The organism is Vreelandella halophila, from assembly GCF_019903425.1.
Taxonomy (GTDB): Bacteria; Pseudomonadota; Gammaproteobacteria; order Pseudomonadales; family Oleiphilaceae; genus Halospina; species Halospina halophila.
Map to the genome: position 1 here is coordinate 2,395,330 of NZ_JACHUZ010000013.1, position 14,804 is coordinate 2,410,133.

Annotated in this window: 13 protein-coding genes; 5 read left to right on the forward strand and 8 right to left on the reverse strand. The window is 60.8% G+C overall.

Features of this window, described 5'->3' with window-relative positions; translation table 11 throughout:
* Nucleotide 1: 1 nt before the first annotated feature.
* The gene (locus tag H4I92_RS15425; protein ID WP_218668235.1) at nt 2-1,009 is read right to left on the reverse strand and encodes an Acg family FMN-binding oxidoreductase; all 1,008 of its coding nucleotides are present in this window, start codon (nt 1,007-1,009) and stop codon (nt 2-4) included.
* A gap of 143 nt (nt 1,010-1,152) precedes the next feature.
* Nucleotides 1,153-1,287: a hypothetical protein gene (locus H4I92_RS16975; RefSeq protein ID WP_262411522.1), complete on the reverse strand. Its 135-nt coding sequence runs from the start codon at nt 1,285-1,287 to the stop codon at nt 1,153-1,155.
* A gap of 408 nt (nt 1,288-1,695) precedes the next feature.
* On the opposite strand from H4I92_RS16975, the gene H4I92_RS15430 reads away from it, so the two are divergent.
* On the forward strand, nt 1,696-3,702 hold the full coding sequence (locus H4I92_RS15430) for a transglycosylase SLT domain-containing protein (RefSeq protein ID WP_077531418.1): 2,007 nt from the start codon (nt 1,696-1,698) through the stop codon (nt 3,700-3,702).
* Nucleotides 3,703-3,708: 6 nt separating this feature from the next.
* On the opposite strand, the gene H4I92_RS15435 is transcribed toward H4I92_RS15430, so the two are convergent.
* Nucleotides 3,709-4,245, reverse strand: a complete 537-nt coding sequence (locus tag H4I92_RS15435; protein WP_077531419.1) for a YiiD C-terminal domain-containing protein — start codon at nt 4,243-4,245, stop codon at nt 3,709-3,711.
* 13 nt (nt 4,246-4,258) lie between these two features.
* Nucleotides 4,259-6,145, reverse strand: coding sequence for a methyl-accepting chemotaxis protein (locus H4I92_RS15440; RefSeq protein ID WP_179105735.1), 1,887 nt, complete (start codon nt 6,143-6,145; stop codon nt 4,259-4,261).
* Between the two features lie 132 nt (nt 6,146-6,277).
* Here H4I92_RS15440 and H4I92_RS15445 point away from each other — a divergent pair, with 132 nt between their 5' ends.
* The 3 genes from H4I92_RS15445 to H4I92_RS15455 all read left to right on the forward strand — a co-directional run bounded on the left by H4I92_RS15445 (nt 6,278) and on the right by H4I92_RS15455 (nt 10,425).
* A complete protein-coding gene (locus tag H4I92_RS15445; RefSeq protein ID WP_077531420.1) occupies nt 6,278-7,807 on the forward strand; it encodes a bifunctional GNAT family N-acetyltransferase/carbon-nitrogen hydrolase family protein in 1,530 nt (509 codons plus the stop codon).
* Between the two features lie 75 nt (nt 7,808-7,882).
* Entirely contained in the window at nt 7,883-8,380 is a 498-nt protein-coding gene (locus H4I92_RS15450; protein ID WP_077531421.1) for a helix-hairpin-helix domain-containing protein, read from the forward strand.
* Between the two features lie 212 nt (nt 8,381-8,592).
* Complete coding sequence (locus tag H4I92_RS15455; RefSeq protein WP_179105736.1) at nt 8,593-10,425, forward strand: putative bifunctional diguanylate cyclase/phosphodiesterase; 1,833 nt, start codon at nt 8,593-8,595, stop codon at nt 10,423-10,425.
* Between the two features lie 14 nt (nt 10,426-10,439).
* Here H4I92_RS15455 and H4I92_RS15460 read toward each other — a convergent pair whose 3' ends face one another.
* A complete protein-coding gene (locus tag H4I92_RS15460) occupies nt 10,440-10,820 on the reverse strand; it encodes a PilZ domain-containing protein (protein WP_077531804.1) in 381 nt (126 codons plus the stop codon).
* A 97-nt stretch (nt 10,821-10,917) separates the two neighbouring features.
* Here H4I92_RS15460 and H4I92_RS15465 point away from each other — a divergent pair, with 97 nt between their 5' ends.
* Entirely contained in the window at nt 10,918-11,850 is a 933-nt protein-coding gene (locus H4I92_RS15465) for a DMT family transporter (RefSeq protein WP_245800945.1), read from the forward strand.
* Here the strand turns inward: H4I92_RS15465 and msrA are convergent.
* From msrA to H4I92_RS15480, 3 genes are all read right to left on the reverse strand, one after another.
* Nucleotides 11,847-12,437: a peptide-methionine (S)-S-oxide reductase MsrA gene (gene msrA, locus H4I92_RS15470; protein ID WP_245800946.1), complete on the reverse strand. Its 591-nt coding sequence runs from the start codon at nt 12,435-12,437 to the stop codon at nt 11,847-11,849. The two genes, H4I92_RS15465 and msrA, sit on opposite strands and share 4 nt — an antisense overlap.
* Before the next feature lie 5 nt (nt 12,438-12,442).
* A complete protein-coding gene (gene msrB / locus H4I92_RS15475; protein ID WP_245800948.1) occupies nt 12,443-12,937 on the reverse strand; it encodes a peptide-methionine (R)-S-oxide reductase MsrB in 495 nt (164 codons plus the stop codon).
* A gap of 279 nt (nt 12,938-13,216) precedes the next feature.
* Nucleotides 13,217-14,764 (reverse strand): exosortase/archaeosortase family protein, encoded by a 1,548-nt coding sequence (locus H4I92_RS15480; protein ID WP_179105737.1) that lies wholly within the window; start codon nt 14,762-14,764, stop codon nt 13,217-13,219.
* Between the last annotated feature and the right edge of the window lie 40 nt (nt 14,765-14,804).

Here is a 14,804-nt window from a genome sequence, read left to right on the forward strand (position 1 = left end):
CTCAGATAAGAACCTCTTCCACCGGGCGGCGCAACGATCGGGGTGCCGCCGGCCCGCGCCCAATCCGCAGCACCAGGTCGGGACGGCGATTCCCGATCCCCAGGAAGCGCGCGAAATCACCGCGCAATTCCGGGACCTCAACCGGTTGGTTAATGAAGGCCGTCTTGAGCTCCAACGCAGCCGCCTGCAAGGCAAGTCGTTCATAGCACCGGCCCGCTTCAATCCAATGGGGTTTGTCGTCAGACTCGGAAACCAGTACGGCAATAGCTGACGAGCTGCGGATGTGCCGGTCGTCTTTCTGGTTCTGCTTCTCCGCAGAAAACCCGAATCGCATCGCTAACAACCCAAGCCAGCGAGGAACGCTGGGACTGCCCATAACTGGTCCATACAGGCCGTCACCACTGGTTGCCGCCTCTCGCCCACTAAAGCGAATCCAGGATTTGAGCTCCCGGGCCCATGCAGAGTCGCCAAATTGAGCGGAGTTACCCTTGGTGACGTACCGGGCTATCTGTTCTTTCTGCTCATCATCCGTCAACAGCGTCATGGAGACACCATCGCCCTGCCCGGCTTGCTCCAGCAGCTGTAACTGCTCAGCAGTGAGCGGCGATCCATCGTATTCGACGCGGCTGCACTGCCTTTCGGTAATTGCCTTGAATAGCGATGACTGAAAGGGGGTGGTTTCCTCGAAATCAATCTGTACACCCGAGGTTGAGGGGTCGTAGGAGCAGTAGCCCTTTAGCCCCGCCGCTGACGCTGCCAGAATCAGATTCTCGGCGGCACAGCCCAGGCTCGCGTAAAGGTGGTGGTCATCCGGATCCACGGCGGGACAACGCCTTGAAAAATCAGGAAGGATCCGTATGCGCCCATCTTCCAGTTTGAATAGCCAGGGTTGGGTGTTGTGGCTGGATGCGGCCAGGGTCGCGTAGCGCACAAGCTCCCTGTAATCCGGCGTTCCAGTTTGCGGCTCTGGGGGCTCCCATATTTCTCTGACTTTTTGCGAGTAATTCACTGTTTACTCTCCTTGCATGTGCGGGGTGAGGATGACCTCGGTGACCTTGGCCTCCACCTGCGTCAGGCTTCCCTGCTCGCCCAACACGCCAATATCCGAATTGATCTGCAGAGCAATCGAGATATCGTAATCTAGGTAATACCTCAGTGCAGAAACATAGCCTGGTATCCATCCCCGGTGACCACGGACCTCGCCGTATTGTTCGGTGTGGGCTCGATGACCACACCAAGCCCGTAGGTGACCCCCTCACGGTCCTCGCTCACGGGTTTACCGGTCATCATGGCTCTGAAACTGGCCTCGGAATGCAGTCCCGGAGTTATGCGACCCCGGATCAGTGAAGCCCCCCGAAAGCATCCCGAGGACGACAGCAATGAAAATCAGCCCTGCAATGAGCGCCGAACGGTGGTGACTCAGGGAAGGCTTTTCCGGGGGTTCCATCGGCTTATCTGGGGTGGCTGATAGGTAACGCTTCAACTTAGCAAGGGGGTGAGGCATTGGGATTGACTCAGGTCAAGAGGGGGAATTTGGTACTTTGTGTGGTCGTTGCTTTTCACATACATTACGATTTCCAGCATTCCCCAGCGCACTCTGCTATAACAGACAATGCTGCGATGCATGGAATGCTGTCCCGCGCAGCCCTTTTACCCATCGGTTTCACCAATCGATCACCACGAGGTTGATCAGGGATGCGGCGACTCATTGTTACTCTTGCTTCAGCAGTTGCACTGACCGGCGCTCCGGTTGCCCAGGCGGTACTGGAAGTACCCGGGCTTTCCGGTACGCCGACGGTTCCGGTGGTACGCTCGACAGACGCAAACGAGTCACTGGAAAGGCAGCGCGAGCGCTTTCTCAAGGCCGAAGACGCCCTGGAGAAGCTGGACATCGACACCTACGAGTCGCTCAGCGAGGGCCTCGAAAACTACCCGCTCCACCCATACCTCGAACTGAAACACCTCAGTAAGCGCCTTTTTGTCGCCACTCCGGCGGAAATCGAAACAATGATGGCGGAGTACGGCGACATTCCCCTTGCCCGTGCACTGCGTCGGCAATGGCTTATCCACCTGGGGCGCAGCGGCCAGTGGTCAACGCTCCGGCAGGTCCATGACGGTACCAGTGGCGGCGATCGGCTGCGCTGCCTGTCACTGCGCGCCCATCTCAAGGACGGCCGGCACAGTCTGGTCATGAACCAGGTTCCGGACCTCTGGCAAAAAGGCTACTCACTGCCCCAGGCGTGCAATCCACTTCTGGATTACTGGCGCGAAAACGGCGGCCTGACGCGGGAACTCGCCTGGACGCGCTTCCATCTTTCGGTGACCAACGGCAATCTCGGGCTCGCGCGCTACCTGCGGCGTTACCTGGATCAGGACGACCGGCCGCTTTCCCGTCTGCTGCTGAGCGTTCACAGCCAACCGGAGCGGCTGCGCAAAGCCCGTGATTTTGACCGCAACGACGAGCGCGTCGGCCAGATTGTGGCCTATGGCATGCAGCGGTTGGTGAATCAGGACCCTGAACGCGCCGCAGCAATATGGCCATTCTACCGCGGGCGTTTCCCCTACGAGTCAGGTGCCGTTGCGGCCATCGACAAGCGCCTTGGGCTGCTGCTCGCGACCCGGTTCCACCCGGAAGCGGCAACCTGGCTGGCGCGGGCACTGTCCCATGGTGAGGATGAGGCCCTGCGCGAGTGGCAGGTCCGTGTGGCACTCAGGGCCCAGAACTGGCCCAAGGTCCTGGAACGCATCAGCGCCATGGGCCGGGAACTCCAGGAAAAGCCCAGGTGGCAGTACTGGCAGGCGCGCGCGCTGGACCAGATGGACAGACCGGCGGAAGCTCAGGCCCTCTATGAGACCCTCTCCGACCGGCGCACTTTCTATGGATTTATGGCAGCTGACCAGCTCGGCAAGCCCTATTCCCTGAACCACCAGGGCGTCGCCATGAACGATGAGGCCATCGAACGGGTCCGGGCCACCCCTGGCGTCCAGCGGGCGCTGGAGCTGTACCGGCTGGACCGGCTGGACGCCGCCCGGGCGGAATGGCGACAGGCAATGGGGAAACTGGAAAAGCGGGACGTGCTTGTGGCCTCACGCATCGCCCAGGGCTGGGGATGGCATGAACAGGGTGTTCACGGGGCCATTGCCGTCAGCGCCTGGGATCACCTGGGCATGCGCTTCCCCCTGGCCCATCGACAGAGCTTCCATGGCGCGGCGCGGGAGTACAGCCTGGACGTCAACTGGGTCTATGCGCTCGCCCGCCAGGAGAGCGCTTTCCAGCCGGATGCCCGCTCCCATCGAGGGGCCTTCGGTCTGCTGCAGCTGCTCCCGGCAACCGCCCGCGAAACGGCCCAGGAGGCAGGGCTCAGCTTCAACGGCATCGCCACCCTGCTCGATCCCGCCGCCAACATCCGGCTCGGCAGCGCCCACCTGAGCGGTCTTCTGCAGCGCTTCGACAATAACCGCATCCTTGCCACGGCCGCGTACAACGCCGGCGAATACCGGGTGAGCCAGTGGATTGACGAGGATACCCGGGACCTGGCGTCCGACATCTGGGTCGAGACCATGCCGTACCACGAGACACGCCAGTACGTGCGCAACGTTATGGCGTATACGGTGATCTACGGCTATCGGCGGGGGGAGCCGCCGGGGCACCTGCTCACCGAGCGTGAACTGGCGTGCATGTGCCTCGACGAGGTGCAGTAGCCGGCATCAGAGCGGGCGGACCTGATAGTTCGCCTCGGCCCTTGCAACAATCTCGCCATCGGTGTCCTTGAGGTCGAGCTCAATGATGAGTTCGGCCTTGCCGTTGTCCGCAACATCCTGCTCGATGCGCGCCTTGCGTTCGGCATCCAGTGTCAGTTCCACCTCCAGATCCGTGCGGGCCGGCTGGTCATAGAAGATGTGCAGATCCTTCAGGACGGGAATCAGCCGCCCCTCGAATTCCACCAGCGCCATGGCCCCGAACGGAATCTCCGCAAGCAGGAACTGGGCGCCGGCATAGACGGTACCCAGGTGGTTGCGGTTGCCCTTGCGGGTCAGCCGCGCACGCAGATAGCCATCACGCAGCTCCACCACACTGAAGCCATTGCGGCGGGTGAACGGCACACTGGCCGCGATGAGGCGGTTGAGCAGGCCGTAGCCCAGTTTCTTCTCGAACCGGGCCAGCCCGGGGATGGGACGGCCGGATTCCTCAAGCTGCCCGAAATAGCCCCGGACCCGGGGCGCAACCGTATTGAACACCTTCATGACGCGTCCTCTGTCAGACCCTGAAACGCGCTACCTTATCATGAAGTGTGCTTCCGACTTCACTGATTTCACTGCTCAAACGGTCGTTTTCCGAGGCGGCTTCAGCCGCATCCTGACCCTGGTCCGCAATCCGCGTGATGGAGCTGTTGAGCTCATCCACAGCCGAGGTCTGCTCCTCGGAGGCGGTGGCGATCTGGCTCGTCCGGTCGCTGATGTCGGAAATAGACTGGCTGATGCGCTCCAGGGCCTCCATGGCATCCCGCGCTTTCTCCATGCTCATGTTGCTCACCGCCTGTGACTCCTGCATGACGCTCACAGCCTTGTCAGCGCCCTCCTTGAGCCGGGTGGTCATGTTATTCACCTGCTCGGTGCTGTCCTGGGTACGCTTGGCAAGCGCCCTGACCTCGTCCGCCACCACGGCAAAGCCGCGGCCCGCCTCACCGGCACGTGCCGCCTCGATCGCCGCATTCAGGGCCAGCAGGTTGGTCTGCTCGGCAATGCCCTCAATCACCTCCAGGATGCCGGTGATCTCGCTCACATCGTTGCCAAGCTTGTCGATCACCTGGGCCGCCTCACCGATCTCCCGGCCCAGGCGTTCAACTGCCTCGTTGGAGGACTGCACGGTCTGCAGGGACTCCTTGCTGTCGTTATCCGCGTTGCCAGCGGAATCCGCGGTGCTCTGGGCATTCTGGGCGATCTCGTTAACCGCCGCCGACATCTCGTTGATGGCGGTGGCGACCTGGTCGATCTCCTGCTGTTGCTGCGTGACACTGTCGCGACTGGTAGCGCTGGCGTTGCGCAGCGACGACACGTGCTGCTGCAGTTCGCCGGCGCTCTCCTGGGCTTCCGCCACGACGCCGCGTACATTCTCAACAAAGCCGTTGAAGGCTTCCGCGAGCTGCCCGAATTCGTCCCGGCTCTCGACGTCCAGGCGCTTGGTCAGATCTCCCTCACCAGAGGCAATCTCATTCATGGCCCGGAGCAGGCGCCGCGCCGGCCTGAGCAGCACGTTGAGGCTGACGTAGATCAGGCCCAGGGTGACCAGAAGCGCCACAACAGTGCTCCCGAGTGCGTTCCAGCGCCCCTGGATAACCGGCGCCCAGGCCTGGCTCTCGTTCACCATCAGCCCAACGTACCAGTCAACGCCTTCGGCCCCGGAAATCGGGTGGAAGCTGGCCAGGTAGGACTCACCATTGACCTGAACCTGTTGCCGGGAGCCATCCATGGAAACGTCCGCGCCCAGGACGTCCGCCAGCGGGGCATTGATATGGCTGGATTCCGGGTGATACAGGACCTTGCCATCACCGTTGACGAGCATGGCATAGCCATTACCCGCCATGGTGACGGGAGCGAGCACATCATTGACGGCGTTCATGCTGATATCGGCGCCAGCGACCCCCTCATAGTCCCCCGCGTTTACCGGGGCTGTCGCGGTTATGATGAGGCCACCTCCGGCGGCGTCCTCGTAGGGTGCCGTGAATCCGGCGCCTTCACTGCGGGCTTTCTCAAACCAGGGCCGCTGGGAGGGATCAAACCCGCTCGGCAGAGCATTTTCAGCCTCTCGGTTCTCCATCAGCATGGTGCCGTCGCCAGTCCCCACGTAGAAGTGTTTGAGGTTGAGGCTGTCGGCCGCGGTTGCAGCCAGATCGCGCATGTCATCATCGCTGGTAACAGACTCAGCCGCTTCGGCAAAGCTCCGGGTGGTCTCCAGCCGCGTATTGAGCCACTGCGCGATCGTGGCGGTACTCTGGTCCACTACCTGCTCGGTCAGCGCATTGAGGTTGCGCTCAGTATGGGCACTCAGGCGGCTGTTGTTGAGGACGGCGGTCGCGAGCATGGCAAGGACCAGCAGGGCACCGAACACGATCAGCAGTTTCTGGCTGAAGGACAGCGATTTCATGGAGGCGCTCCGATTTTCTTTAGGAATTCCTGAACAGCATAGTCTTTAACGGCAGCCATCGCCTGAGCTTGAACCTGAGTTATGATGGCCTGCGTGCATATACCGACTCACCGAGTAAGGAGAACCAGCTTGATGGCCCATGATGAACTCCACCTCCAGACGCGCAACCTGGAGCTGCGTGACTACCCGCAGCTGCGTGAGCTCATGGATAGGGTCTACGACGACATCGGTGGAGCCTGGCCAAGGGACACCATCAAGCACATGATCGAGAAATTCCCGGACGGCCAGATCTGCATCGAGGACAACGGCAAGCTGGTGGCGGTGGCGCTCACAGCGCGCGTGGATTACCAGCGCTTCTCCAACCCGCACACCTACGACGACCTGGTCATGAAGAATGACCGCATCCTCTACAACCCCGAGGGCGACACCCTCTACGGGCTGGATGTGTTCATTCATCCGGACTACCGCGGCTACCGTCTGGGGCGCCGCCTCTATGATGCACGCAAGGAGCTGTGCCGCAGCCTCAACATGCGCGCCATCCTCGCCGGCGGGCGCATCCCCGGCTATCGCCAGTACGCGGATGAGATGAACCCGGCGGAATACATCAAGCAGGTCCACCGTAAGGAAATCTACGACCCGATCCTGTCGTTCCAGCTCTCGAACGATTTCCAGGTCAAGCGCCTGCTGCACAAGTACATTCCCGAAGACGAGAAATCAAAGGGTTACGCGACGCTCCTCGAGTGGAATAACATCATGTTCGAGCCGCCCTCCTCGGTGCTCGAGAGCCGCAAGAGCCAGGTGCGCCTGGGCGCGGTGCAGTGGCAGATGCGGGAATTCAACTCCGTGGACGAGGTGCTGCGCCAGGTGGAGTACTTCGTGGACGCGCTGTCCGACTACAAGAGTGACTTCGCCGTCTTCCCGGAATTCTTCAACGCCTCGCTCATGGGCCTGACGGACCAGACCGACCAGACCAAGGCCATCCGCTTCCTGGCCGCCTTCACCGAGAAGTTCCGGGATGAAATGTCACAGATGGCGGTAAGCTACAACATCAACATTGTTGCGGGCTCCATGCCGCTGTTTGAGGACGACCGCATCTACAACGTCTCCTACCTGTGCCACAGGGATGGCCGGATCGATGAACAGCGCAAGATCCACATCACGCCCCACGAACGCCGTGACTGGGTGATCGAAGGTGGTAACGAGCTGGGCGTGTTCGACACCGACGCCGGCCGCGTCATGATCCAGATCTGCTACGACGTGGAATTCCCGGAGCTCAGCCGCATCGCCGCGACCCAGGAAGGCGGCGTGGACATCATCTTCGTGCCCTTCTGGACGGACACCAAGAACAGCTACCTGCGCGTGCGCAACTGTGCCCAGGCCCGGGCCGTGGAGAACGAATGCTACGTGGTCATCACCGGCAGCGTGGGCAACCTTCCCCGGGTGGAAAGCCTGGACGTGCAGTACGCCCAGTCCTCGGTGTTCTCGCCCAGTGACTTCGCCTTCCCCCATGATGCGGTGATGTCCGAGTCCACACCGAATACCGAGATGATCATGTTCTCGGACCTGGATCTGGACAAGCTGAAGGTGATCCGGGCGGAGGGGTCCGTAACCAATCTCAAGGATCGTCGGCCGGATCTCTACGAACTCAAATGGCGGGGGTGACCCACGCTGGTGAAATGTTAGACTGATCGAGCTTTAAGGGCTCTGACTCACAGGCATATTCAGGGAGAAATACCGATGGGCAAGAAAAAGAAACTCGGCATCAGTTCGCTGGTCGAGCGTGTGGAACAGCTGGTCAACGATGCGCTCAAGCGGATCGATACCCTGCAGAATCAGGTGAATGACCTGCGTGAACAGCTTATGGAACGGGCCGGCTTCAGCGACAAGCCCTCCGATAACCAGAAATCCGGTGCATCGGGTGGCGCCAAGCCGAAGGCCGCAAGCCAGTCCACGGCCAGCAAGAAGCAGTCTGCGGGCAAAAGCAGCTCCAGCAGCAGCGCTTCCAAGGCGGGCTCTGGTTCCGGCAAAGCCGCAAAGTCCAGCACGGCCGGCAAGAATGATCTGACTCAGATCAAGGGCATCGGGCCGGCTACTGCGAAGAAGATGCAGGCCAAGGGCATCACCTCCATCAGCCAGCTGGCCAATCCCTCCGAGGATGACAGCAAGAAGCTCGAAGAGTTCCGCAAGCTCAAGAGCTTTCCCAACTGGCAGGCGGAAGCGAAAAAGCTGCTGTAATCACCAGCACCTGCGCTCGGGGCCAGTCATGGCCCCGGTTTCCTTCCTACCAGGGCAAACGTTACCTTTGGATACACCCATTAACGTGCGTTAACACGTAAAATCTTCGTATATGCCAAGCCAAGTGTGACGTAATTCCCTACGATAGAAAGGATCTTGTCTAGTGTGGAAGCTGAAGCATCCGCACAAGGAAATAACAAAGGATGGCGCTGATGGCACTGGGAACACTTCCAGTCTGGCTGACTCTGGCCGCGACGGTAACGGCCGTCGTGGTCACCGTAGCCCTGATTGCGGCCACGGTTGTGCTCAGCTTCCGGCTCGCACGTTCACGCAGGGAGCAGGTCGAACGTGAAACCACGCTGACCAAGTTTTCCAGCGCCGTCATGAACAGCGGCGCCATGATCCTGATCACGGATGCCCAGGGCCACATCGAGTTCGTCAACGACCGTTTCTGCCAGCTCACCGCCTTCTCCAGGGACGAGGTCCTTGGCCACTCGGTAGCTATCCTCAGTGCCACGGTGAACCTCGCCGGCACTGAAACCGGGGTTCTGACCAACTTCCTGGACTGCCTCCAGCCGCACTGGAAGGGCGAACTGCTGTGCCGCACCAATGGCAGCACACCGCTGTGGACCGCGGTGACCACCTCCTCCGTACTTGATGATGACGGCAAACCCGCCAACTACATCGTCTCCGCAGTGGACATCACAGAGCTCAAGCTGGCCCATGAACGCATGGAACAGCTGGCACTCTTCGACAGCCTGACCAACCTGGCAAACCGGCGCCTGTTCCAGGACCGTCTGGAGCAGGCGCTGCAGAGCGTTGTCCGTCGCCAGAACCAGATCGCCCTGCTCTTTCTGGATCTCGACCAGTTCAAACAGGTCAATGACAACCTGGGCCACGATGCCGGGGACATGCTGCTCCTGACAGTGGCCGACCGCCTTAAGTCCTGTGTGCGGGCCCAGGATACGGTCGCGCGCCTGGGCGGCGACGAATTCACCATACTCCTGCACGATGTCTCGGATACCAAGGATCTGACCATGATCGCCGAGAACATCCAGGCCAGCCTCAAGGCACCGATCCGGCTCAAGGGCCAGGAAGTACTTATCTCGACCAGTATCGGTATCACCACGGCGCCGGCCGACGGTGAATCACCCGAGACGCTGATGAAAAACGCCGACCTCGCCCTGTACCGCGCCAAGGACAAGGGCCGTGACCAGTACGATTTCTATACCGAGAGCCTGAATGATCGCGCCGAGCAGCTGATGACGCTGGAGCGCGAGCTGCGCCACGGGCTCCGGCGCGAAGAATTCTTCCTGCTGTTCCAGCCGCAGGTTGATCTCAACACGGGCGACATCACCGCGATGGAGGCCCTGATACGCTGGCAGCACCCGGAGCGGGGCGAGATACTGCCCGATGAGTTCATACCGGTCGCCGAGGAGACGGGCCTGATCATGCCCCTGGGCAACTGGGTGCTGCAGCAGGCCTGCATGCAGATCAAGCTGCTGCACCAGTTGCTGGGCCGTGGCGTGCGCGTGGCCGTCAATATCTCCGCCCGCCAGTTCCGGGATCCGGGGCTGGAGAACGTGATCGACTTTGCCCTGCGCACCTCCGGCCTGGAGCCGCGCTTTCTGGAGATCGACATCCATGAGGGCATGCTGTCGGAAGAACCAGAGGTGGCGCGGGGTCAGCTTGCGCGTATCCGGAGGACCGGCGCCACCATCACCCTTGATGACTTCGGAACAGGGTACAGCAGCCTTCAGCAGCTGCGATCGCTGCCTGTGGATATGCTCAAGATTGGCCAGACCTTTGTGAAGGAAATCCCGGAAGATGGCCCCAATACGGACATCGCCACCGCCATCATCGGCATTGCCCAGCAGATGGAAAAGCAGGTGGTGGCAGAAGGCGTGGAAACGGAACAGCAGGAGTACTTCCTGCGCATGCACGGGTGCTCACTGGTACAGGGCTACCGCTACGCCCCGCCCATGAGTTTCGACGAACTCTATCGCTACTTCAGCGACGAGAGCGAGCGGGAACTCAAGGCCTGAGCCCCGGAAACGGGTTACTGCACTTTTTCCGCCAGCCCCTGATGGCGGTTCAGAATCCCCTCGATGCGCTGCAGTGATTCACGCACGCCCTCGGAAGGCTCTTTCTCAAACTCCAGCCCAAAGAAATAGCCGTGCTCATCCGTCTGGGAGTGGCGAACACTGGCCGCCACCTGGTCTACAGTGATCTCGCCCACTTCCGTATTCAGACGCAGGCTGACCTGTACCCTGCTGTCCGGTTTGAGCAGATCATCCGCCGCAATGATCCCAATGCCAAGCCGGTTGTAGTCCACAACCTCGACGTCAACCCATGCGGACCCAATAAGCCCCTTCCGGACCTTGATCCTGGCATCCATGGATACCCATGGCAGTCGCTGCTCACGACGGCGCTCGTTCATCCTGAAAAGTCTCCTGTCGGTATCTTTCTGTATTGTGGTCGAGGGTTCTCAGGGGGTAAAGTCCGCACTCCATTTACACTGTGAAGTGGCCGCTGTTTTGCCCGTTTCGAATACCGCCAAATCCGACCTGCTGTTTGTTGCAGCGGCACTGCTGGCCGCCATCAGCTGGATGTTCTCGCGCGAAGCCGTGCTCGCCATGCCGCCGCTGCTGTTCCTGTCTCTGCGATTCCTGCTCGCCGGTGGTGTTCTGGCCGCTTTCGGCTGGCAGCAGCTTGCAGGCCTGACCCGTGAGCAGTTCCTCCGGGCCGCGCGCGTGGGGGTGGTCTTTGGTGCCGGCATGAGCTGCTGGGTGACCGGTCTGCACCTGACCAGCCACATCGGCGAAGGCGCCTTCATCATCAGTCTGAACGTGGTCTTCGTGCCCATCATTGCGCGACTCGTGTTCGCCGAAGAACAGCCCATCACCACTTGGCTGGCCCTCCCGGTGGCCATGGCAGGCCTTGGCCTGCTCTCGCTCAATGACGGGTTCGATCCGGAAGCGGGCCAGCTGTTTTTCCTGCTCGCCGCCGTCATCCTCGCCTTCTATTTCACGCTCAATTCCAGGGCCGCCAACAGCAACCCCGCGGGCCGCCGGTCACACCGAGCCGCCCTGCCCGTCTTCCCGCTGACCACGATCGGGCTGACCATGGTGGGCATCGTCACCCTGGTGCTCTCACTACTGCTGGAACCCTGGCAACCGACGTTCAGTGACTTCGGCAGCAATCTGGTGCTCTGGATCGTGCTCAGTGCCATTGTGGGAACTGCGGCCCGGTTCTTCGTGCAGACCTGGGCCCAGAGCCTGGCCGCACACAGCCACGGAGTTGTAATCCTTTCCATGGAACCGGTCTGGGTTGCGCTTTTTGCGGCGGGATGGTTCGGCGAAACCATGGTACTGCAGCAGGTCGCCGGCTGCGCGTTGATCCTCGCAGCGCTGCTGGTCAACCGCTGGCACACGGTGCGCGCCCTCATACAGGATCTCAGGGGCGTCTAGCCCTCGCTCCAGAGTTCCTCGAGCCGGGAATCACGCCCGCAGCTCGTGCGATAATACCAGTAGCGGACGGGGTTCTTGTCGTAATAGTTCTGGTGGTAGTCCTCGGCCGGATAGAAGGCTTCCAGTTCCCTCACGGGCGTCACGATCTCCTGCTCAAACCGCCCTGACTCAACCAGTGCCTGCTTTGAGGCTTCGGCCGTCTCCCGCTGAGCCCCAGACTGGGTAAAGATTGCCGTGGTGTACTGGTAACCCCGATCACAGAACTGCCCGCCATCATCCAGGGGGTCGATATTGCGCCAGAACACCTCCAGCAGCCTTTCATAGGTGACCTCATCCGGGTTGTATCGCACCCGGACCACTTCCAGGTGCTCCGTCTTCCCGGAACTCACCTCTTCATAGGTGGGATCCTGAAGCTCACCCCCGGCATAGCCGCTAGTGGTGTCCGTAACGCCGTCGAGCTTGTCGTAGGGCGGCTCCATGCACCAGAAACAGCCCCCGGCAAATACCGCCGTTCTGGTTCCGTCCTGGTCTTGGGCATGGCCCGCCATAACCGTCAACGAGAACAACAGCGGGATCAGAATCCGCATTGTCATCACCCCCTCAAGGCCGGAAGCGCTTCACCTTCCGGTACAAATCTAAGCGCCAGACCGTTGTTACACCAGCGTTTTCCGGTCGGATCCGGGCCGTCATCAAAAATGTGCCCCTGGTGGCCACCACAACGGACGCAGTGATACTCCGTCCGGGGCCAGAAGGCCTTGTAGTCCGTCTTGGTATCCATGTGTTTCTCGTATGCAGCCCAGAAGCTCGGCCAGCCGGTGCCGGATTCGTACTTGGTGTCGGAGCTGAACAGCGGCAGATAACAGGCCGCGCAGACGAAGGTGCCCTTGCGGTCCTCCCCATTCAGTGGGCTTGAGCCAGCCGGCTCCGTTGCCTCTTCGAACAAGATCCGCCAGGCGTCTTCCGATACTTTTCCCCGCCACCACCCTGCTTCCCGGGCCAACGAGTCACGCTGGTCACCCGGCACGGCCATATCATGGAAATAGCGGACGTCACGTGTTGAGGCCCATGTGGCTGGAAAATGAGCCATCACTGCGCCCCCGAGAAGAGCTGTAATGAAATTCCTGCGCCTCATGCTCGTCTCTCTGATCCGGTTTGGTTCCCCATTATACGAACAAGGAGTGGGGTTGGGATTGGAATGGCCATCGGCCCATTCTTAACTACGCGGGCAAAGGGATTGCAGTGATGGATGGAGGCCTTCGACTGCAGGCGGTTAGCGAGAGGGGGGTTATTGCTTGGGTCTGAGTTTTTGTCAATAAAACGGATAGAGGCAGCAAACAGCCGGATATTCGGCATCGATAAAATCGAGCTACTCGCTTGCGAATCCGTCGACGGCTTGCCGGAGTTCAGGCCGCACTTCTGCAGCCATTTCGGAAACCGTAGCCTGACCATCGCACTCACCGCAGTGAATCCCCACAACCATCAGTGACCCGTCCGAACGGGCATTGAAGGTACCGAGCAGTTGCGCCAGCTTGGCGCGGATCTCGTCGGTTTCCCAGAAGCTCTCCACGTAATAGCTGTAGGCCAAGTGCAGGTACTGCTCATCGGTGCCACGACGCCTGAGGGTCAGGCCCTGCCATTGAATGCCGTCGCCGGCATCCACACTGAAGGTTTTCTCCGGAAGCCAGTTTCCCCGATCATACAGCCGATTCCCGTACATCACTGCTTCATGCCCACCCCGCTGGGGCTTGTAGGTGTAGAGCCCCACAAACCCCGTCACACGGTCTTCCCCCGGCTCCCCGCTGTCCTTACGGAAGAAGGTTTTCTCCAGAGAGCGATCCGTCCCCTTCATATGTGGGCGCCAATCGGCCAGTTGCCGCTGGAACAGAGGGGCCCAGCTCTCCGAGGATAGCGGGTCCAGCGAATAGGTCTGCATCCGCGTCTCAACCTGGGCCTGGCTGCTGGAGAAGAACAGCACCATGACCAGGGGCAGCGCCACGGTAACGCCCATGGCCCAACGATCACTGTGCCGGCGAAGCGGCTGGGCCGGAGCGCAATCACCGTCGTCAACCTGGGCCTCGCGCTCACCCGGCCTGCCCTCAATCAGGCGCGCGATCAGGAACAGCGGCACCAGCGTGCCGGCAAACACCCACCAGCCGAAGGCGTCATGATCCTGAATCAGGCTGGTTTCCATATCCGTCAGATAGCCAGCCAGGATGATGATGAATACGCGGATCCAGTTCGCCATCAACGAAAAGGCAACGCCAACAACCAGGAGCAGAATGCGGCTGGACCAGCGCTGGAGGTTCAGGTGGCCGTAAAGCGCGCTCAGGGTCATCCCCACCAGCAGATACCGCAGCCCGGAGCAGCCATTGGCAATCTCGAAGGCACCAATACCGATGAGGTAGACAAAAACCCCTTCCACCTCAAAATCGACCCCGTAGGCACCAAGAAGAAGCTGGTTCACGGAGGTCGTCATGAGCTGCAGCGGCCAGCTGATGAAATCCCAGACCGGCATCGCAAAGAACAGAACGCCTATGGGGATCAGGAAAGGCACAAGCTGACGCCAGCCCCAGAGAACGGCCAGGCCCACGAGTATCAGCGGGACGAGCGCAAGCTGACGCAGTGCCTGAACCCCGAGCAGATCCCCTATTGCGTACCCCGCCAGCCCCAGAACGAAGGGAACCAGCCAGAGTGGATAAAAGCCCACTACAGGGCGTTCCCGGCGCCACGCCTGCCACGTAAGGAACAGGGAAACCGCCAGAAGAAGGAACCCATGGGAATAGGATTCGTCGAGCTTCATCCAGCGGTCCATGGTCAGCCACCAGGAGCCGGCCGTGCTGCCAAGCAGTGCCAGAAGCATCAGCGCCGGGGCCAAACGATTCAAGCGGCCGGAGCTGCTTGGGGTACCCTCCATGTGCGTCATTCCCTGTGGGTAATTGTTAACCGGATTCTGC

Excerpts from the sequence above, each read along its gene's own strand:
- H4I92_RS15480 (WP_179105737.1), bottom strand. The coding sequence starts at position 14,764 with ATGGAGGGTACCCCAAGCAGCTCCGGCCGCTTGAATCGTTTGGCCCCG.
- H4I92_RS15435 (WP_077531419.1), bottom strand. The coding sequence starts at position 4,245 with ATGAAGGTGTTCAATACGGTTGCGCCCCGGGTCCGGGGCTATTTCGGG.
- H4I92_RS15455 (WP_179105736.1), top strand. The coding sequence starts at position 8,593 with ATGGCACTGGGAACACTTCCAGTCTGGCTGACTCTGGCCGCGACGGTA.
- msrB (WP_245800948.1), bottom strand. The coding sequence starts at position 12,937 with ATGGCTCATTTTCCAGCCACATGGGCCTCAACACGTGACGTCCGCTAT.
- H4I92_RS15450 (WP_077531421.1), top strand. The coding sequence starts at position 7,883 with ATGGGCAAGAAAAAGAAACTCGGCATCAGTTCGCTGGTCGAGCGTGTG.
- H4I92_RS16975 (WP_262411522.1), bottom strand. The coding sequence starts at position 1,287 with ATGACCGGTAAACCCGTGAGCGAGGACCGTGAGGGGGTCACCTACGGG.
- H4I92_RS15430 (WP_077531418.1), top strand. The coding sequence starts at position 1,696 with ATGCGGCGACTCATTGTTACTCTTGCTTCAGCAGTTGCACTGACCGGC.
- msrA (WP_245800946.1), bottom strand. The coding sequence starts at position 12,437 with ATGCGGATTCTGATCCCGCTGTTGTTCTCGTTGACGGTTATGGCGGGC.
- H4I92_RS15460 (WP_077531804.1), bottom strand. The coding sequence starts at position 10,820 with ATGAACGAGCGCCGTCGTGAGCAGCGACTGCCATGGGTATCCATGGAT.
- H4I92_RS15445 (WP_077531420.1), top strand. The coding sequence starts at position 6,278 with ATGGCCCATGATGAACTCCACCTCCAGACGCGCAACCTGGAGCTGCGT.
- H4I92_RS15440 (WP_179105735.1), bottom strand. The coding sequence starts at position 6,145 with ATGAAATCGCTGTCCTTCAGCCAGAAACTGCTGATCGTGTTCGGTGCC.